We start from the raw sequence: 19,271 nt of genomic DNA, 5'->3' as shown, positions 1-19,271 counted from the left end.
TAGCTAGAACTAGGTATGGTTAGCTAATAATTAGCCAGCCATTTGACGTTCTTTAATTTCAGCTAACGTCTTACATTCAATACAAAGATCGGCAGTTGGACGTGCTTCTAAACGACGAATACCAATCTCTATACCGCAAGAGTTGCAAAAACCAAAATCGTCATCTTCAATTAACTGTAAGGTTTTTTCAATTTTCTTGATAAGTTTACGTTCACGGTCTCGTGTACGTAATTCAAGACTGAACTCTTCTTCTTGAGCTGCTCTGTCCACAGGATCTGGAAAGTTTGCTGCTTCATCTTGCATATGCGATACGGTGCGATCAACTTCTTCCCGTAATTGTAAGCGCCAAGCATCTAAAATTTTCTTAAAATGCTCAAGTTGAGGCCCTTCCATGTACTCTTCGCCAGCTTTTTCTTGATATGGCGAAACGCCTGCTAAGGCAAGGATACCTAATGGCTTGTGTTTACTTTTTGGCATGCTTATTCTCCAAATGCTACATAGACCAAGGCAATTTACTAATATACCACGTTTTAGGAAGTATAGTGCCTTTGTTGTAAGTACCAATATTTTATATATGACCCGATTAATCAGGACTATATTGTGTCGCTCAGGATGAAAATCAACAAATTAGTTAAAATAAAAATTTTATCTAATTTTATCAACTAGTTAATGGTAATGATAATTTTAATCTGCTATTTAAACATTTTTAGCAAGGTTTTTTAGCAAGTTTTACTAGGACTAGTCAATCTTTATCGTTCAATAAAGGGAATTTTTTCTACTAAATTAAAATCTAGCTCTCCTCGTGAGAGTGAAAAGTTGGCCTTGTAGGCTATTATTTCAACGCCCGCAGCGTTGGCTTCTTTGAGTAACTCAGCGTAGGTGGGGTCAATATGACTCGCGGCAGATATAGCATTAATACCGGTATGTAAAACAGCAAATAATAATACAGCTTTATGCCCTTGTGAGACCATGTCCATTAATTCACGTAAGTGTTTTTGGCCACGAGTGGTGACAGCATCAGGAAAATAACCATGGCCACTGTCCAATAAGGTGACTGATTTGACTTCAATGTATGTGTCAGGAGCATGATTATAAGTAGCTAAAAAATCAATACGACTGTTTTCATTGCCATATTTAACTTCTCTTTTTAATTCATTGAAGTCAGATAACTCATTGATAAGGCCTTTGTGTAATGCCTCTTCAACCAACTGGTTAGCACGTAAAGTGTTTACGCAAATAAAATGGTCATCTTGGCTTTGGGTGATCTCCCAGCTAAATGGGTATTTTCGTTTGGTGTTGGTTGATGTGCTATACCAAACGGTATCATCAGGCACTGCACAACCTTTCATTGCACCAGTGTTAGCACAATGTATAGTTGTTTCCTCACCATTAGGAAGTTTAATGTCGGCTAAAAAACGCTTGTAACGCTTAATTAATTTTGCGGGTTGCAGTTGCAGTATCATAGTAAAATGAGCTAGTTAGGGGGCTGTTTAATTTTAGCTAATCATAACGTAATTTTATATTGGCATAGTCATTTTAATTAACTCGCGCTGTTTTTCGTTGTTTATTTTTTAATAAGCTTGCTTGTTCAATAAAACCATTGAGCCAATCGGTAGCACTTTCGCTATCACTGAATACATGAAATTCTATTTGGCAGTCATGGTAGATACGCTGTAATTGCATTTGTTGCATATCAGCGTAAGCGCTATTTAAAATAACAACAGCGATAGCAATCATACCTTTTTTTTGTCGATATTGAGTTGTTTCTCTTAATTGTTGCTCAGCATCAGGGGTAAAAATACTATTGCCACGAAAGGTGATTAATGAACCCCATGGTTCGCCACTCATTTTTTCAGTTAGCTGCTTTATATCTTGATGGTATTTTTCTACTGTAACCTCATTAAAAGGGCCTTGTGCATCTACTAATAAAATATTCTTTTTTTGTTCAATGACATAACGTCCATGTGCTGAGTATTCCATGTTCATTCCTCTCTGATTATTTCTGATTAATAAAAGGGCAACGTTTAGTAATAACAGCCTTTAAATAGCTTGCCAAGTAAGCATAAAAATTTATATTCGCAAGTTTTTATTCTATTTAGTGCTAAATATTTTTAATATAGTGCTAAGCCGATATCATTTTATCGACTAATAATAGGAAAAACACAGTGGTTCCCATTGGCGGAAATAGTCACACTGTAACGTTTACTCAACTTTGCCGGACAAGCATACGAAGCTTGGTGAATTCATTACCATGCAGCCATGAACCTTATCACCAAAATTAACATCTGTTGGCTCAACTAAAAAACAATATTCAACTACAATATCGAAATTTTTTTCATTGCAGATACACTTTTAAAGTATGTTTAATCGAAGCTAAATCAATCATAGAGAAATTCAATTAATTATCGAATTATGCCAGACAAGTAATAATTGTTATGATGGCTGCCATATTTTTAATAACGTTAGTTTATCGATGTCAGTGACCACTTCTTTACCCATAGAAGCAATTAAACAACAATTTTGCCAAACCCTTGATGAGCAAAATACCCTCATATTATCGGCTCCACCAGGAGCAGGTAAATCAACTTGCTTACCTTTATGGTTATTAACCTTGCCAAGCTTGGCGAATAAAAAAATTTATTTACTGCAACCTAGACGTTTAGCCGTTAAAAATATAGCGGTTTTTTTAGCAAAACAACTTGATGAAAACGTAGGTGAAACTATTGGCTATCGATTACGCAACGACAGTAAAACGTCCGCGAAGACTCGACTTGAGGTTATTACCGAAGGAATATTAACGCAGATTATTCAAAAAGATGCCGAGCTATTAGATACTTCATTGGTGGTCTTTGATGAATTTCATGAGCGAAGTTTACAGGGCGATTTAGCTTTTGCTCTTACCCGTGAAGTACAAACAGAATTGCGTGATGATTTAAAAATACTGCTCATGTCGGCAACGCTAGATATTGAATATTTAAGCCAAGCATTGCCAGATGCACACATATTGAAGAGTGAAGGGCGAAGCTATCCTATAGAAGTGAGTTATCAAGCACCTAAGGGCCATCAACGTTGGCGAGAACATGCGTTGACGGTTATCAAAGATAAAATGCTTGATCATCATGGCTCAATCTTAGTTTTTTTACCGGGTGTCGCTGATATCCATTTTTTACTTGAGCGTTTAATGGCGCAACAAACAGAAGGTGTAAAAATTTGCCCTTTATTTGGCGAGTTGACTCTAAAGGATCAGCAGCAGGCTATAGCTCCTTGTGAAAATGGTCACCGTAAGATTGTTTTAGCGACTAATATTGCAGAAACCTCACTGACCATCGATGGTATAGATCTTGTTATTGATTGCGGGCTTGAAAAAGTGGCTGTTTTTGATAGTGCTAGTTTGATGAATAAACTTATGCAAAAGCAGATATCAAAAGCTTCAGCTGTGCAAAGAGCAGGGCGAGCAGGACGATTAATGCCAGGACATTGTATTCGCTTATATGGCAAAGATGATTTTGAGCGTAGACCTTTACACAGTGTTAATGATATTCAACAAGCAGATTTATTACCGACACTGATTGAAGCGGCTCGATGGGGCGTTTCTGCTTTAGCTGAATTACCTTTATTGGAGCTACCAAGTAAAATCAAAGAACAACAAGCTTGGCAAGAATTACAAAGCCTAGCTATTGTCGATGACAAATACCTACTCACCAAACATGGTGAAAAAGCTGCCAATTTACCTTGCCACCCACGTTTCGCTCATATGATTTTAATGGCACAACACCTAGGCCAGAACATAACACTGTTGGCTTGTTTAATCGCAGCGTTACTCGAAGAACGCGATGTTTTTAAGGGCGAACAGGCTAAATTCGATTGTGACTTAGTTCACCGATTACAATTACTTATTCAGCATAGGAGCAATAAAAATCCGGTGTTAGAACGGATTTTATTGCAAGCAAACCGACTTGCGCAAAATGTACAATTACGTTTTAACGTCCATTCATTAGATTTATCAAAGACAGGTCTACTAATCGCTTATGCTTACCCAGAGCGGGTGGCGAAAGCTCGGATAAATCATGGCGATTATATTTGCGTTAATGGCAAAGGCGCGTCAGTTAATGAACAAGATGCATTAGCCAATGAAGACTTTATTGTTATTGCTCAAACGAGCCAAGGTGATAATCAGTTAAGTGTACGATTAGCTAGTCAGATCAGTTTAGTTGAAATAACGGAGGCTTTTCCTGCACAAATAAAACAACAAGATATAGCAAAATTTGACAGCAAAAGCGGTAGGATAATAGCTAAAAGGCAAACTACACTAGGTGCAATTATTTTATCAGAGCAGCCATTGAAACAAGAGGTTACGGCTGAAACCATTAGTACTATGTGGTGTGAGTTAGTGATGAAAAAAGGTTTGTTATTTTTATCTTGGCAGGCCAAAGATCTAGCGCTCAAGGCTCGTTGGCAGTGGTTGAATCAATATTGCCCCGAATATAATTTGTCGATTATCGATGATGATGTACTCTTGGCAAAGCTAACAACTTGGTTTGCTCCGTTTGTTGGCGAAATAAAAAATAAAGCGCAGCTTGATAAACTGGATTTATCAAAAATGTTATTATCTTTACTAAATTATCAAGAGCAAAAAATATTAAGCCAAGCCGCGCCTACTGTTTATGTGGGACCTACAGGAAGGCATTGTCCTATTAGTTATTCTCAAGATAAATCACCCAAAGTATCATTACCGATGCAAGAGTTATATGGCTTAATACAAACTCCTATTGTGGGTGTTATGGAAGGTGTTTTTGAACAAAATCAAGGTGTTCCCTTGTTGTTAGAGTTACTTTCACCCGCGCAACGCCCTATTCAAGTAACACAAGACTTAGTTAAATTTTGGTCTGGAAGTTATCAAGCAGTGCAAAAAGATATGAAAAGCCGCTATCCTAGGCATTATTGGCCAGATGATCCGGTCAATGCGAAAGCAACCAATAAAATGAAGCGTCATATAAAAGAATAACCCAACTTGATAACTCAGCATATCGAAAAATAATGTCAAAAATTAAAGTAAAAAAAGGTAGCACCTTAGTACATAAAGAAAAATCAATATTAGGTAAAATAGGGATAACTTTAGGTAAGTTAATGATTGCCTCCTTATTCACCTTAGGGATTTTCTCTATTTATCTTGATGCTAAGGTAAGAAAGACATTTGAAGGTCAGCGTTGGCAAGTGCCTGTGCAAGTTTACGGTCAAATGCAAACATTGCAGTTAGGTGAACAAGCTAATTTGGATGAAATAGCTCAATCACTAAAAATTAATACCTATCAAAAAGTTAAGTTTGTCACTCGAGCTGGGGAATTCGCGCAGTCGCCAGAGCGTCTAAATATCTTTCAACGTTCATTTGATTTTACCGATGGTTCTAACAGCGCACAGCAACTCAGTATTGAGGTTGTTAGCGATATTATTGTTTCCTTGAGTGTCGATAAACAAGCAGTTACCACATTAACGCTTGAGCCACAATTACTGGCACGTTTAGTTCCTGATAATAAAGAAGATCGTGTCTTAGTATCGCTAGAAGAGCTACCTAGCCAATTGATTGATACCTTATTGTTAATTGAAGACCGTGATTTTTATCATCATCATGGTGTTTCACCTATAGGCATTGTTAGAGCGCTATTCAATAATATTCGTGCAGGACGAACGGTGCAGGGTGGTAGCACGTTAACACAGCAGCTAGCTAAGAATATGTTTCTTAGTCGAGAACGGACACTTTCTCGAAAAATTAAAGAAGCGCTAATGGCCGTGATTTTGGAGTTGAGGTATAGTAAAGATCAACTACTAGAAGCTTATATTAATGAAGTCTACTTAGGGCAGAATTATGCCAATGGTGTCTATGGCTTCGGCTTGGCCGCGCAATTTTATTTTGATAAAAAAATACATGAATTAAGTCATGGGCAAATGGCTTTATTAATAGCTCAAGTTAAAGGACCCAGTTATTACGATCCATGGCGACATCCCAAACGAGCAATAGAACGACGTGACCTCATTCTTAGACTTATGTTTGAACAGAATTTGTTATCATTAGTCGATTTTGAGCAGGCTGCAGAGTCAGCGTTATCCGTTAGAACGCATCGACGTTTAGCCAAAAAAACATATCCCGCCTACTTGCAACTCGTTAATGCGGAATTAAATCAGCACCTGTCAAGTTTTACCCAAAAATCAGGCATAAAAGTATTTACCGGTTTCTCGCACCGCAGTCAGCAGTTATTAGAGCAGAGTGTGGCTCAACAACTGCCATTACTTGAGCGAGAATATCAGCAAAGTGATTTAGAGGCCGCTATGATAGTCACTGATATTAGTAGTGGCGAGATTAGAGCTCTAGTGGGTGGCAGGGAAAGTGGCTATGCTGGTTTTAATCGAGCGCTTAATGCCAAACGTCATATTGGTTCATTAATTAAACCAGCAATATATGTTGCGGCACTTGAGCGATATCAACAATATAATTTCGCAACTATTTTAGATGATAAAGCGATTACCTTAAAAAAAGGCTCAGGTAAAAAGTGGCAACCGAAAAATTATGATGGAAAATATAGAGGTCAAGTTTCGTTAATAGAAGGGTTAGTTTATTCCCTTAATATACCAACCATTAACCTGGGTATGAGCTTAGGTTTAGGCAGTGTCGCTGATGTTATTAAAACACTGGGCTATCAACATAATATTCAAATGCGACCGTCCGTATTATTAGGTGCAATTGATATGTCGCCATTGGAAATTAACCAGTTATATTTAGCCATTGCGAACAAAGGTTACTACCAAAAAAGCCATACCATTACTAAAATACTGTCTTCAAATAATGAGACACTCTGGCAAAAAGAGCAATCAAGTGAGCAGCGCTTATCAAGTAATGCGGCTTACCTGCTTGATTACGCTTTAGAACAAGTCACCAAAATTGGTACAGCTAGGTCACTAAGTTGGCGTTTAGGCAACAATAAAGTAGCAGGTAAAACAGGTACAAGTAATGCTTTACGAGACAGTTGGTTTATCGGCTATGACAATAAGCATTTAGTAACAACTTGGTTAGGAAAAGATAATAATAAACCCACAGGTTTAACAGGAAGTAGTGGCGCCTTGCCTTTGTTTGCTGATTTCATGAAGAGGCAAGGGATAGTAAATAAAATTGAAGATAAACCTGAAAGTATTGCCGTTACCTTATTTGAGCAACAAACGGGCAATGCCGTAACAGATGAATGTGCCAACACTGTGTTTTATCCTGCGGTGCTCGACGGTATAGTTATGTCAAAAGAATGTTTACAAGAAAAAATTGACCATCGTTCTTGGTTTGAAAAAGTCTTTGGTGAGTAGTTATTGTTTAACAGTTTGATGTAAATATGAACGCTCAAGAATAGCCTGTTGAGCGTTCTTATTTAGCCATTATATTAAAAAGTTACTTTTACTTTTGACAATGCAGCTACATCGGTGATGCTTACATTACCAATACTTTTCTGTAATCTCGCCGCGGTTTTATCAGCTCCATTGCTTTCAGCAAAGCTAATCACGTCTTCACCATTACACATTAATTTTAAAGCGACAGTTTTAGTTTGTAGGCGGTAAGATTCAGTTGTGCTTTTAAGTTTTAAAATACTATTGCTTTTAGCTGCTTTACAAACATCGATTAAGGCTTTTTCCATATATGGAGTCATCGCTGCTTGGCTTGGTAAACTGATAGCTAAAACAGGTAAAACGGCGGTAAGAGCAAGTAATGTTTTTTTAAAAGTAGTCATGGTAATTCTCCAGAATGTTATAGTATGTCGTTAGTGTTTTGTTCGACCTCGTTATGCAAGGCACACTATAATAGTGGACTCTTTTTAGTTAAAAGTTGTAACCATTCCCTCAGAGAATGTAAGTAAAAATCAAGCATTAAATGATGTAAGTTTGCTAAGTGATTGATTGTCTGTTTATTCAACAATAAATCTTGTATATTACTGACATTAATCTTTACATTTGGTGTTATTTTGACATACGAAATGTGTAGTAGATGTCATTAAACTTGAGATGATTGTCTTGTTTTAACCATTTCTCCTGAGTGACATGATTGAAAATCACTTGATTAACTGTTTTTATATACAGTTTTGGTTTGGGCTATGCTATTGTGGGTAATATAATTTGGGTAAAAGTTAATTTGATACTTAGGTATTATTATTTTTACAGTGTTACGAATCTTTAATAAGTTCGATATGTAGTTATGGGGAAAGCTAATGGCAGTTGAAAGTCGGTTTGTAGTAATTAGAAACGGGGTCGAGGCGAAAACATTTATGGATAAGAAATCAGCTGATGAATATGACAAAATGTTGGATATGGCTGATAATTTAAGCCAAATGTTCGCTCAATCTTCGGTAGCATTAAGTGATAGCGCCAATGAAGAGTTAAGTATCTTTTTAGCACAACACCGAGAAGAGGTACTTGTTGCGTTGTTAGCTAAGAAACCGACAAAACCGCCAACTAAAAAGTCAGCTGAAAAAGTAGCTGTTACACCCATTGTTGAAATTGTCGTAAGTGATGAACCAAAACCTATTGCAAAAGCCAAAAAAAGTAAAGCTAAAACTACGAGCACTAAATTGAGTGAAGCCAGTTAATTGAATATAAAGTATTGTGGTTGATTTTTTATGCTTGAATATCAACTTATTCGCAGTAAGCGTAGAAAAACACTTTCATTACAGGTTAGACATGGTCAGGTAACTGTGCGAGCACCATATTATGTGGCCGCAACGTTAATTGATACTTTCATTAAAGAAAAGTCAGCTTGGCTACATACAAAAGTAGCTGAGCAAAAGAAAAAACCAGACTTTTGTGATTTTAGCCAAGGTTCAAGTCTATTTTTCTTAGGTGAACACCTCACACTGAATATCTGTTTGGCAAAAAAATCTAACGTATTCATCGATAATAGTATAGCCAATGAAGTTGAGTTATTCTGTGCTTCTAAACCATCTCTAAGACAACTTAACGTTGTAATCAATGAAAGGGTAAGTATTCGACTGATAGAGCCTCTAGATAAAGCTGCACGGGTTAAAAAACTTCTGGAAACTTACTTTAAACAGCAGGCTGAACAATTGATTATTGAGCGTCTTGAGTTTCTTAGTACGCAAACGTCATTAAGTCCGACAAAAGTAAATATTCGCCAATACCGAGCACGATGGGGGAGCTGTAATAATCGCGGTGAACTCAGTTTCAATTATCTGTTAGTGATGGCGCCAATATTTGTTATTGATTACGTTATTATTCATGAGTTGTGCCACTTAGTGCATTTAAATCATTCCAAAGACTTTTGGCAACTCGTTGAAAAATTTTGTCCCAATGTTAATACCGCTAAAAAATGGCTTAATATTCATCAATCACAATTACACTGGAAAAATCCTACCTAAAGACAACAAAATATCTAAAGTTCAATGATCTTAATCACAAACTTAGACAAAACAACAACCATTAACTACACTTTTTTGTATTAGCATAAATTATAATCACTTTCACTAATTACTACCCCCTTATTTTGGATTAACTCGAAAAGGAATTGTGATGAAAATTAATTTACATAGTATCAAAATTTCAATGCTTTATATAAGTTCAGCGTATCTTTCTATTGCTTGTGCTTTTTTCATTCTTGGCGGATAGTTTTATAGTTGTGCTGAATGATACTCTTTTGTAAATACTTAATTTTATTGTACTTTGGCTCTGTAAGTTAATTTACAAATGAATAAAAGTGTTGTTGCTTCGCAAAATCTAATATCAGTTTTAGATTTGAAAATAAACTATCTTTATAATTTTGTTAAAAAAAAGCAATTGTTGATTAACAATTGCTTTTTTTTAGGGTAAATTATCATCAACAAAAAAAATAAAATAAGGTCCTTCCTTTTATGAGCCCATCGGTGCTTATTTGTGATGATTCAAACATGGCCAGAAAGCAAGTGCTTAGAAGCCTTCCTGAGCAATGGAAAACATCTGTTCAAACTGCAACTAATGGCGCAGAAGCCTTAACTATTTTACGTGATAATAGTATAGATGTTCTCTTTCTTGATCTCACTATGCCGGGGATTGATGGTATTGGCGTTTTACAAGGTATTCAAAAATTAAAGCTTAAATGCAGTGTTTTTGTTATTTCAGCAGATATTCAACCTGAAATGCAAAGTAAGGTAAAAGCACTAGGCGCAAAAGAATTTTTACGTAAACCAGTAAAACCAGAGGTTTTAACCAACCATCTGCAACAGCATGGTCTGTTATGAGTGAATTTCATTTAACAGAAGACCAACAAGATTGTTTACAAGAGCTCATCAATGTCGCTATGGGACAAGCAAGTGATCAGCTTGCCCGTTACCTAGATACTTTTGTTTATTTAAAAGTCCCGAGTATTGAAAGTGTTGATGCTAAAGACTTGATGAACACTTTGAGCCAGCAAAAAAACACTATGGCTGTTGTAAGCCAAGGCTTTTTTGGTTACGAAGGCATCCGTGGTGAAGCACTATTAGTGTACCAAGAAGAAGACTCGGGTCGCATTGCCGATTTACTTGGCTATGAACCTGATGAGTTATCACAAGATGAGCAATTAATTGATATTAGCTCTATTTTAACGACAACTTTTTTGAATGTATTCGCTCGGCAAATCGATAATCAAATGTCTTATAATGCCCCTAAGTTACTGCCAAGTGCCAAGGAAAATTTATCTGAGCATTTACAACAAATGCCATTCAGTTGGGATTTAGCGTTAAAAGTAAATATTAACTATCAAGTTACTGATTATTCGTTTAATTGCAATATGATTTTACTGATCCCTGAAACAGCGATAACGAATATAAAACATGTACTTGATCGGATATTGGCAGAATTTTAATGCTGGACTTTAATGCACTTATTTCGACAACTATGACCGATACACTGACTTTAAATGAACAAGTGCTTAAACAAATAAATAGCCAGATCGCTAATCAATTAAATACCGGTGTTTTGGTATTAGATGCTGATTTTAATATTGTTATTTGGAATCGTTTTTTACAGGTTCATACCGATAAAATAGCAAAGAATACGCTTGGTCAGTCAATATTTAGTGCATTTCCAGAGCTACCAGAGCGTTGGTTATCGCGTAAGTTCAGCTCGGTTTTCCAATTAAATACGCCAAGTTTTTGTTCTTGGGAGCAAAGACATCATCTATTTGAATTACCTCATACTCGACCTATCACCACGGATAGTGAGTTTATGGCACAAAATTGCACCTTTTTACCTATAGAAACTGATTGTAAAAGTAAATATATCTGTATCTTAATTGAAGATGTAACCGATGTTTGTCATTACCAAACAAAATTGCAGAAAACATTAGCTGAGCTCGCGCAAATTAGTCGTATTGATGGTTTAACTCAAATCTATAATCGAAGACATTGGCAAGAATCATTAGAACAAGAGTATGCAAAAGCACGACGACATGATAAAAAATTATCGCTGATAATGCTTGATTTAGATTACTTTAAATTACTTAATGATAATTATGGTCATCAATGTGGAGATATGGTGCTAATTGAAGTCAGTGCTTTAATAAGCTCTTTATTAAGGGTTGAAGATATTTTTGGTCGCTATGGTGGTGAGGAGTTTGCCATTATTTTACCTGAGACAGCATTAAGTGGCGCAATAGAGCTAGCGCAGCGTATTTGTAATAAAATAGCGACAAAAGTTTTGATTTATAAAGATCAGGCCATAAAGGTAACAGTCAGTTTAGGGGTGGCACAACTTAGTGTTGAAGAATCTAATTATGAAGAATTAATTACCCTCTCTGATAACGCTTTATATCAAGCCAAAGCGCTGGGACGCAACCAAGTGTGCAGTGCCGATTGCTCTAAAAGTTTACTTATTGATTAATATCTCGCCAAAAAAAAGTGCTTGCGCACAACTGCACTAAATCTCCTTTTAAAAAATTATGCATAAAAGTGAACGTTTTAGTTATTATTTTGCATAAATTATAACTTTTTATTTACTGTTATTTGTCATTAAAGATTGACACTTATGATAACTTAAGGCACTTTAAGCTTATGCAAATAAACAACAGCCACATTATTCTTATTACCACCACCACCCGAATTAGGATGGCGGTCGCTGGCTAACGTGTAAAAAATAAAAATTTTATCGAAGCCCGTGACCTGAAAAGGTTACGGGCTTTTTTATGCTTACAATGAAGAGTATTAGCTCTAATGACTTGTGGTAACTTATAATAGCTTAAACAATAAAAGAGTATATTTATTCAATATCTCTTTATAAAGGAAGTAAACATGCGTGTACTTAAATTTGGTGGCTCTTCACTAGCTTCAGCAGAGCGTTTCCGTCAAGTTGCAGATATTATCAAAGACAAAAGTGAATCTTCAAAGATTGCTGTTGTTGTATCTGCACCACAAGGGGTGACCAATCACCTCGTTGCTATGGCCGAAAATATTAGTGATGAAGCTAAACTGGTAACAGACTTAGGCCACTTCAAACGCGCAATATCAACAATTATTGATGATTTATCAGCAAGTATTAGTAACTTTAATCACCAACATTGTGAGCAAGCGTTAACTAATTATGAGCAGCAACTGCAACGTTATATGCAAGGTGTAACGTTATTAACTTATTGTCCTGCACATATTCGAGCACGAATCATCAGTACTGGTGAGCGTATAAGCGTTGCAATACTTGATGCGGTATTACAGGCTTATGGCTTACAGGTATCGCTATTAGCTCCAGAGAAGTTTTTATATACTAATAACTCGTCACTTAATGCGGTTGCCGATTTAGTACTATCAAAAGATAAGTTCGCGCGTGAATACAATAAATTAAGTCCAGTGTCGTTGATGCCAGGTTTTATTGGTGTTAATGCTGATAATAATAGCAATATGCCGCAAGTAACTACGTTAGGGCGTAATGGTTCAGATTACTCTGCTGCCGTATTAGCCGTTTGTGCAGAAGCTGAATGTTGTGAGATTTGGACGGATGTAGATGGCGTCTACAATGCAGATCCTCGTTATATTAAAGAGGCTAAATTACTTGATTATTTATCTTATCAAGAAGCAATGGAGCTATCTTATTTTGGTGCCAGTGTTTTACACCCAAAAACAATAGGGCCAATTGCTCAATATCATATCAATTGTCTAATTAAAAATACCAGTAACCCAAGTGCCGCAGGTACTTTAATCTCTAGTGAGAATGATCAACAAAAGCGCGTTAAAGCAATTTCCAACCTTGACGACTTAACCATGGTTAATGTGTCAGGTCCAGGCATGAAAGGTATGGTAGGCATGGCGAGTCGTGTCTTTGCAACCATGAGTAGAGAAAATATCTCATTGATACTTATTAGTCAGTCGTCGAGTGAGTATTGCATAAGCTTTTGTATCTATTCAAGTGACTCAGAACGTGCGAAACAAAGTTTACAAGATGAATTTGAGTTAGAGCTTTTAAATGGCTTGCTTGAGCCGTTATCGTTAAAGGGTGAGCTATCAATTGTGTCACTTGTCGGTGATGGCATGCATCATCAACGAGGCGTAGCGGCTAAATTCTTTAGTTCATTAGCTCAAGCTCGGGTTAACGTCGTTGCCATTGCTCAGGACTCCTCTGAACGTAGTATATCTGTTGTAGTTGAACAGCGTAAATGTATGGATGCAATGAAAGTAAGTCATCAAAATTTCTTTTCTCATAAACCAACTATTGATGTTTTCTTGGTAGGTTGCGGTGTTGTTGGTAGTGAGCTGATCGCGCAAATATCTCGTCAACAAGCGAGCTTGAAAAAGCAAAATATTGTGTTGAAAGTCTACGGTATTGCTAACTCTAAAGGTATGGTGTTTGACAAAGAAGGCATTGATTTAAATAACTGGCAAGCAGTTGTTGCCAATGCTGAAGAACCACTACCCGTTAATGTCGATAATCTTAAAGGTTTTGTTCGTGATAATCATCTCATTAATCCTGTGTTTGTTGACTCAACGTCAAATGAAGCATTAGCAATGAGTTATGTTGATTATTTAGCTGAAGGCTTTCATATTGTCACGCCAAATAAAAAGGCTAATACAGATTCTTGGGAATATTATCAAGAGCTGCGTACTACTGCACAGAAAAGCAATCGTCGCTTCTTATATGAAACAACGGTAGGTGCAGGCCTACCTGTTATTGATACCCTACAAAGCTTAATTAAAGCGGGTGATGAATTACAACGCTTTGAAGGCGTATTATCAGGCTCTTTATCTTATATGTTTGGAAAATTAGAAGAGGGTATGTCGTTATCTGCGGCCACAGCTATTGCCAAAGAAAATGGTTTTACTGAACCGGACCCTCGCGATGACTTAAGCGGTATGGACGTTGCCCGTAAATTATTAATTATGGCACGTGAAGCGGGTATGAAATTAGAGTTATCAGATATTAATATTGAGTCAGTATTACCCCATGATTTTGATGCCAGTGGTAATGTTAATCAGTTTATGAGCAACTTAACTAAGCTTGATAGTGACTTTGCTGAGCGTGTAGCAACAGCAAAATCGGCAGGTAAAGTCCTTCGCTATATTGGTAACATTGTTGATGGTAAATGCCAAGTTTCTATTGAGTCTGTTGGGGTAGAGCACCCACTTCATAGTGTTAAAGATGGCGAGAATGCGCTCGCTATCCATAGCCGTTATTACCAACCGCTACCGTTTGTTTTACGTGGTTACGGTGCTGGTGCAGCAGTGACTGCCGCAGGTGTTTTTGGTGACTTACTAAGAACCTTGGCTTGGGAGCAACAACACTAATGTCAGTTACTAACCCTAACGTCACTATTAACGCCAATATTAAGAAAAGTGTTTCTGTTTTTGCACCAGCTTCCATTGGTAATGTCAGCGTAGGCTTTGATGTATTAGGACTGGCAGTAAAACCAATAGATGGTACTTTATTGGGTGATGTTGTTACAGTGAGTTCAACAACCGCTAGTGAAAGTAGTTTAACGGTTACAGGTAGTTTTGCTGATAAGCTGCCGAGTAACAAAGAAGATAATATAGTGTGGTCTTGCTTATTACTTTTTAATGAACAATTGATAAATGCTGACAGAGTTCCTGTTATTGTTGCTATTAGCTTGGATAAAAAAATGCCGGTTGGCAGTGGTTTAGGCTCAAGTGCCTGCTCTGTTGTTGCGGCATTAGCAGCCCTAAATGCATTTTATGCTAAATATCATGATTTTAGTTTTTCTGAAAATGCCTTGCTAAAAATGACAGGTCAAATGGAAGCGCAAATTAGCGGTAGCTTACATTACGATAATGTTGCACCGTGTTATTTAGGTGGTTTGCAGTTAATGGTACCGGATGAAAACGTGATCTCGCGTACTTTACCTAGCTTCGATGATTGCTATTATGTAATGGCATACCCTGGTATAGAAGTCTCGACTAAAGCCGCTAGGGATGTTTTGCCTACAACTTATAGTCGTAGTGATGTTATCAGTTATGGTCAAAACTTAGCTACATTTGTCGATGCTTGTCATCGTCAAGATAAGAGCCAAGCATTCTCAGTGCTCACTGATGTTATTGCTGAACCTTATCGCACTAACTTGCTGCCTCGATATCAAGAGTCTCGAGATTATTTGACTGCACAAGGCGCGTTAGCTGTTGGAATCTCAGGCTCAGGACCGACATTGTTTTGTGTTTGTGATAGCGAGCAACAGGCAGTGCAATACGCCTTATGGTTACAAGATAACTACTTACAAACAACTTTAGGCTTTGTCCATATATGTAAAGTCGACAAAGTTGGCGCAACAGAAATTTAACTTATATATTAATAACGATTTGCATCGCTCATATATAAGCACCATCGCTAAAAAATTTAGTGAACAGATTATTAGGAAAGACAGTGAAATATTATAATTTAAAAGAAAATGACGAGCAGGTATCTTTCTCCCAAGCGGTAAAGCAAGGTTTAGGTAAAAATCAGGGTTTATTTTTTCCTAGCTCAATGCCTAAGTTAGATAATATCGATGAGCTTCTTGCACTGCCTTTGGTAGAGCGTAGTGTCAAAATACTACAACCTTTTGTTGAAGGTGATTTAACGCAAAGTGAATTAACTGACATTGTTACCGATGCTTTTAATTTCCCTGCTTTATTACAGCCTATAAGCCCAGACCGAGCTATTTTAGAATTATTTCACGGACCAACGTTGGCGTTTAAAGACTTTGGTGCCCGTTTTATGGCGAAATGTTTGCAAGCATTTGTTGCCAAGGATGCCAAAGCAAGTGGTGAAACAAAGCCGTTAACTATTTTAACAGCTACTTCAGGTGATACTGGTGCTGCTGTTGCTCATGCCTTCCATGGTATTGATAACATTCGTGTTGTTATCATGTATCCAAAAGGCAAAATTAGTTTGCTGCAAGAAAAAATGTTCACCACATTAGGTGGTAATATTGAAACATTAGCCGTTGATGGTGATTTTGATGATTGTCAGGCGTTAGTTAAGCAGTCGTTTGATGATAAAGAATTAGCAAATACTATCGGTTTAAACTCGGCAAACTCAATCAACATCAGTCGATTATTAGCACAAGTTTGTTATTATTTCGAAGCAGTTGCCCAGCTTTCAAGAGCAAAAAGTGACTTAGACAGTATTGTCTTTTCTATTCCAAGTGGTAACTTTGGTAACCTTACTGCAGGTTTATTTGCGAAAGCGATGGGTTTACCTATTAAGCGCTTTATTGCAGCGACTAATGCTAACGATACTGTGCCACGTTATTTAGAAACAGGTGAGTGGACACCGAATAAAACGGTAGCGACTATTTCAAATGCGATGGATGTCAGTAATCCGAATAATTGGCCACGCGTTGAACATATGTTGAAGAACGGTATTGTTGAGCAAGGTTGTGTTAGCTCAGTATCAATAGACGAAGAACAAACCCAATCAACAGTCATTCAGCTTAGAAAATTGGGATACATTAGTGAACCACATGCTGCTGTTGCATATAAAGCGCTACAATATAGTGCCACAGAAGACGAATTTGGTGTGTTTTTAGGAACAGCTCATCCTGCGAAATTTAAAGAAGTTGTTGAAAGTATTCTTGGTCAGCCGTTAGGTTTACCAAAGGAACTTGCTGATTGTGCCGGCGAGCCTATTTTATCGCAAGATCTCAGTACTGATTTCAGCGATTTACGTAGCTACCTGTTAAGTTAAGTAAGTTAAGTGGAAAGTAAACCTTCACAATAACTATTTTGACAATGCTTAACAACATTACTTAAGTTAAAATACTACGGTAAAATATAAAGCTATCACCCTTGGTGATAGCTTTTTTATTGCTCATTAAACCTTTGGATATGAATATAATGAAACCACAATGGCAGCAGCTTATTAACCGTGAAACTAAGCAAAGTTACTTCAAGGATTTAGTCACTGAAGTAGCAAAGCAAAGATCGTCAGAAATTTCAATTTATCCAACAGAAAATGATGTTTTTAACGCTTTTAATCATGTTGACTTAGCAGATATCAAAATTGTTATTCTGGGGCAGGATCCTTATCACGGAAAAGATCAAGCGCATGGTTTAGCCTTTTCAGTACAAGAGGGGATTAAAGTACCACCATCACTCGTCAATATGTATAAAGAGTTATCAACAGACATTAAGGGCTTTAAAGCACCAAAACATGGTTGTTTAACGCCTTGGGCAGAGCAAGGGGTACTATTGCTAAATACAGTGTTAACTGTGCAGCAAGGTAATGCACATTCCCATGCAAAACTGGGCTGGGAAATATTTACTGAGCAGGTTATTAATGAATTAAATGAACATAATGACGGCTGTGTTTTTATCTTATGGGGAGCACATGCTCATAAAAAGGGTAAAAATATAAATCAAGACAAGCATTTAGTATTAGCTGGCCCACATCCATCGCCACTGTCTGCTTACCGCGGCTTTTATGGTTGTCAGCATTTCTCCCAAGCCAATGCTTGGTTAGTTAAGCATGAAATGAATCCGATTGATTGGCAATTACCGGCAATGGCTTCTAGTAACAAATAATGACGAACCAAGATCTCCCAAGCCATGCATGATGATAGTGATAGTGTCTGGAAAGGTTGCCTTTGCAATATTCTGTAAATAATATTGCCATGCAAAAGTATCTTCAATTATCCAAGTGACTTCAGAATTGTCGGTAGGCTCAAATAAGTCTTGTGTCTCATGTGAGCAGATAAAGTGTTAGCTACTTGAACACTTAATAATTTTATAATTTTATAATTGATTTTAGTCTGCTATATTTTAGGTCGAAGGGAATTTATTTTGAGGAAGAATACAATGGGTGTCAATTTTTCACAATTCGATGAGTCATCAGTCACAATATTAAAACTATTAGCGCAGCACTTTCCAACGCCTACAGAAATTGGCTTTAATGATGTGTTCCCAGACGCAGTGATTGAAACCGATAAACGTGCTGCTCATATAGGTACGCTAGCATTTTTACGCCATGAAGACCTAATTGCTCATGATGTCGGTAGTGCATCATCTTTTATTCTTACTCGCAAAGGATTAGCGCTATTTAATGAAGATATTTTTAAGCACATAACAGACCTGCTCAACAGTGACGCTGATAATATTTAATTCTTAGTTCATCACTGCTCTACTTGGCTATTTTAAAATGTTCATTATCGAAGTGAATAATCATCTCAGCCGCTTCACAGTGGCAATCATGGCCACATAAAATACAATCGTAGCCTTGTTTGCTTTCTTCATTCCACTTATCGGGGTGAGATTTTATTAATTTCCCACCACACTTGCTGAAATATGATACGGCACTATTGTTAGGGCTTTGTTTCCATAAATGACTTATACCCGCTTTTGCGCCTTGTTGCTGCGCAGCTTTTATGGCAAGTTGTAATAGCTGCTTACCAATACCTAAGCAGCGATATCTTTCATCGACGGTATTACATTTGAAATAACAGCATTTCTGACTATCCACCTGCCATATTACTGGTGTGCACCACTGATCTATTTGCCAATTATTGGCAGAATAAGTACTACGAAAGCCAATAACTTGGTTATCGATCAACGCAACAAAACTACAGTTTATCTTGTTAACTATGCCTTTATTGGTCCATTCAACTATTTTTTCATCATCTAAATAACCATCACCATGAACATGGTTGGCGAGGGCTATAACTTGTGAATAATATTCTGCAGTTAATGGTAAATACTTAACGGTGTCTTTTTGAATAGTCATGGATTTATAAACGCATCTTATTGGTGATCTCAAGGTTAAGATAGCAAAGCTCCAGATAAGTTGCAGTGAAAATAGCGTATTAG

17 protein-coding genes are annotated in these 19,271 nt (G+C 37.0%); 12 read left to right on the top strand and 5 right to left on the bottom strand.

Features of this window, described 5'->3' with window-relative positions; all coding sequences use genetic code 11:
- Window positions 1-30 precede the first annotated feature (30 nt).
- The 3 genes from dksA to CXF71_RS19660 all read right to left on the bottom strand — a co-directional run bounded on the left by dksA (window position 31) and on the right by CXF71_RS19660 (window position 1,980).
- Window positions 31-477: an RNA polymerase-binding protein DksA gene (gene dksA, locus CXF71_RS19670; RefSeq protein WP_101234618.1), complete on the bottom strand. Its 447-nt coding sequence runs from the start codon at window positions 475-477 to the stop codon at window positions 31-33.
- Between the two features lie 272 nt (window positions 478-749).
- The gene (sfsA, locus tag CXF71_RS19665; protein WP_101234617.1) at window positions 750-1,463 is read right to left on the bottom strand and encodes a DNA/RNA nuclease SfsA; all 714 of its coding nucleotides are present in this window, start codon (window positions 1,461-1,463) and stop codon (window positions 750-752) included.
- A gap of 73 nt (window positions 1,464-1,536) precedes the next feature.
- Complete coding sequence (locus CXF71_RS19660; protein ID WP_101234616.1) at window positions 1,537-1,980, bottom strand: hypothetical protein; 444 nt, start codon at window positions 1,978-1,980, stop codon at window positions 1,537-1,539.
- A 493-nt stretch (window positions 1,981-2,473) separates the two neighbouring features.
- Here CXF71_RS19660 and hrpB point away from each other — a divergent pair, with 493 nt between their 5' ends.
- Both hrpB and mrcB read left to right on the top strand, forming a co-directional pair.
- Window positions 2,474-5,005 carry an ATP-dependent helicase HrpB gene (gene hrpB / locus CXF71_RS19650; protein WP_101234615.1) on the top strand — a complete coding sequence of 844 codons (2,532 nt, stop codon included), beginning with the start codon at window positions 2,474-2,476 and terminating at the stop codon, window positions 5,003-5,005.
- Between the two features lie 32 nt (window positions 5,006-5,037).
- Window positions 5,038-7,347 carry a penicillin-binding protein 1B gene (gene mrcB, locus CXF71_RS19645; protein ID WP_101234614.1) on the top strand — a complete coding sequence of 770 codons (2,310 nt, stop codon included), beginning with the start codon at window positions 5,038-5,040 and terminating at the stop codon, window positions 7,345-7,347.
- 74 nt (window positions 7,348-7,421) lie between these two features.
- On the opposite strand, the gene CXF71_RS19640 is transcribed toward mrcB, so the two are convergent.
- Window positions 7,422-7,766: a DUF3718 domain-containing protein gene (locus CXF71_RS19640; protein ID WP_101234613.1), complete on the bottom strand. Its 345-nt coding sequence runs from the start codon at window positions 7,764-7,766 to the stop codon at window positions 7,422-7,424.
- A 474-nt stretch (window positions 7,767-8,240) separates the two neighbouring features.
- Here CXF71_RS19640 and CXF71_RS19635 point away from each other — a divergent pair, with 474 nt between their 5' ends.
- The 10 genes from CXF71_RS19635 to CXF71_RS19590 all read left to right on the top strand — a co-directional run bounded on the left by CXF71_RS19635 (window position 8,241) and on the right by CXF71_RS19590 (window position 18,569).
- Window positions 8,241-8,618, top strand: a complete 378-nt coding sequence (locus CXF71_RS19635) for a YebG family protein (protein ID WP_101234612.1) — start codon at window positions 8,241-8,243, stop codon at window positions 8,616-8,618.
- Between the two features lie 30 nt (window positions 8,619-8,648).
- The gene (locus CXF71_RS19630) at window positions 8,649-9,404 is read left to right on the top strand and encodes a M48 family metallopeptidase (protein ID WP_101234611.1); all 756 of its coding nucleotides are present in this window, start codon (window positions 8,649-8,651) and stop codon (window positions 9,402-9,404) included.
- Window positions 9,405-9,893: 489 nt separating this feature from the next.
- On the top strand, window positions 9,894-10,259 hold the full coding sequence (locus tag CXF71_RS19625) for a response regulator (RefSeq protein ID WP_101234610.1): 366 nt from the start codon (window positions 9,894-9,896) through the stop codon (window positions 10,257-10,259).
- Complete coding sequence (locus CXF71_RS19620) at window positions 10,256-10,864, top strand: chemotaxis protein (protein ID WP_101234609.1); 609 nt, start codon at window positions 10,256-10,258, stop codon at window positions 10,862-10,864. The genes CXF71_RS19625 and CXF71_RS19620 overlap by 4 nt, the downstream gene beginning before the upstream one ends.
- Window positions 10,864-11,880 (top strand): GGDEF domain-containing protein, encoded by a 1,017-nt coding sequence (locus CXF71_RS19615; protein ID WP_101234608.1) that lies wholly within the window; start codon window positions 10,864-10,866, stop codon window positions 11,878-11,880. The genes CXF71_RS19620 and CXF71_RS19615 overlap by 1 nt, the downstream gene beginning before the upstream one ends.
- A gap of 407 nt (window positions 11,881-12,287) precedes the next feature.
- The gene (gene thrA / locus CXF71_RS19610; RefSeq protein ID WP_101234607.1) at window positions 12,288-14,765 is read left to right on the top strand and encodes a bifunctional aspartate kinase/homoserine dehydrogenase I; all 2,478 of its coding nucleotides are present in this window, start codon (window positions 12,288-12,290) and stop codon (window positions 14,763-14,765) included.
- The gene (gene thrB / locus CXF71_RS19605) at window positions 14,765-15,769 is read left to right on the top strand and encodes a homoserine kinase (RefSeq protein ID WP_101234606.1); all 1,005 of its coding nucleotides are present in this window, start codon (window positions 14,765-14,767) and stop codon (window positions 15,767-15,769) included. The genes thrA and thrB overlap by 1 nt, the downstream gene beginning before the upstream one ends.
- An 83-nt stretch (window positions 15,770-15,852) precedes the next feature.
- Complete coding sequence (gene thrC / locus CXF71_RS19600; RefSeq protein ID WP_101234605.1) at window positions 15,853-17,157, top strand: threonine synthase; 1,305 nt, start codon at window positions 15,853-15,855, stop codon at window positions 17,155-17,157.
- Between the two features lie 149 nt (window positions 17,158-17,306).
- On the top strand, window positions 17,307-17,993 hold the full coding sequence (ung, locus tag CXF71_RS19595; RefSeq protein ID WP_232771553.1) for a uracil-DNA glycosylase: 687 nt from the start codon (window positions 17,307-17,309) through the stop codon (window positions 17,991-17,993).
- Window positions 17,994-18,266: 273 nt separating this feature from the next.
- On the top strand, window positions 18,267-18,569 hold the full coding sequence (locus CXF71_RS19590) for a hypothetical protein (protein ID WP_101234603.1): 303 nt from the start codon (window positions 18,267-18,269) through the stop codon (window positions 18,567-18,569).
- A gap of 19 nt (window positions 18,570-18,588) precedes the next feature.
- On the opposite strand, the gene CXF71_RS19585 is transcribed toward CXF71_RS19590, so the two are convergent.
- Complete coding sequence (locus CXF71_RS19585) at window positions 18,589-19,188, bottom strand: GNAT family N-acetyltransferase (protein WP_101234602.1); 600 nt, start codon at window positions 19,186-19,188, stop codon at window positions 18,589-18,591.
- Between the last annotated feature and the right edge of the window lie 83 nt (window positions 19,189-19,271).

This window comes from Colwellia sp. 12G3, assembly GCF_002836775.1.
Taxonomy (GTDB): Bacteria; Pseudomonadota; Gammaproteobacteria; order Enterobacterales; family Alteromonadaceae; genus Colwellia.
Note: the sequence above shows the minus strand (reverse complement) of the source record. Positions and strands in the feature narration are given on the sequence as shown.

Bases quoted from the DNA above. Each gene is read 5' to 3' on its own strand.
- dksA (WP_101234618.1), bottom strand. From the start codon at position 477: ATGCCAAAAAGTAAACACAAGCCATTAGGTATCCTTGCCTTAGCAGGC.
- sfsA (WP_101234617.1), bottom strand. From the start codon at position 1,463: ATGATACTGCAACTGCAACCCGCAAAATTAATTAAGCGTTACAAGCGT.
- CXF71_RS19660 (WP_101234616.1), bottom strand. From the start codon at position 1,980: ATGGAATACTCAGCACATGGACGTTATGTCATTGAACAAAAAAAGAAT.
- hrpB (WP_101234615.1), top strand. From the start codon at position 2,474: ATGTCAGTGACCACTTCTTTACCCATAGAAGCAATTAAACAACAATTT.
- mrcB (WP_101234614.1), top strand. From the start codon at position 5,038: ATGTCAAAAATTAAAGTAAAAAAAGGTAGCACCTTAGTACATAAAGAA.
- CXF71_RS19640 (WP_101234613.1), bottom strand. From the start codon at position 7,766: ATGACTACTTTTAAAAAAACATTACTTGCTCTTACCGCCGTTTTACCT.
- CXF71_RS19635 (WP_101234612.1), top strand. From the start codon at position 8,241: ATGGCAGTTGAAAGTCGGTTTGTAGTAATTAGAAACGGGGTCGAGGCG.
- CXF71_RS19630 (WP_101234611.1), top strand. From the start codon at position 8,649: ATGCTTGAATATCAACTTATTCGCAGTAAGCGTAGAAAAACACTTTCA.
- CXF71_RS19625 (WP_101234610.1), top strand. From the start codon at position 9,894: ATGAGCCCATCGGTGCTTATTTGTGATGATTCAAACATGGCCAGAAAG.
- CXF71_RS19620 (WP_101234609.1), top strand. From the start codon at position 10,256: ATGAGTGAATTTCATTTAACAGAAGACCAACAAGATTGTTTACAAGAG.
- CXF71_RS19615 (WP_101234608.1), top strand. From the start codon at position 10,864: ATGCTGGACTTTAATGCACTTATTTCGACAACTATGACCGATACACTG.
- thrA (WP_101234607.1), top strand. From the start codon at position 12,288: ATGCGTGTACTTAAATTTGGTGGCTCTTCACTAGCTTCAGCAGAGCGT.
- thrB (WP_101234606.1), top strand. From the start codon at position 14,765: ATGTCAGTTACTAACCCTAACGTCACTATTAACGCCAATATTAAGAAA.
- ung (WP_232771553.1), top strand. From the start codon at position 17,307: ATGAAACCACAATGGCAGCAGCTTATTAACCGTGAAACTAAGCAAAGT.
- CXF71_RS19590 (WP_101234603.1), top strand. From the start codon at position 18,267: ATGGGTGTCAATTTTTCACAATTCGATGAGTCATCAGTCACAATATTA.
- CXF71_RS19585 (WP_101234602.1), bottom strand. From the start codon at position 19,188: ATGACTATTCAAAAAGACACCGTTAAGTATTTACCATTAACTGCAGAA.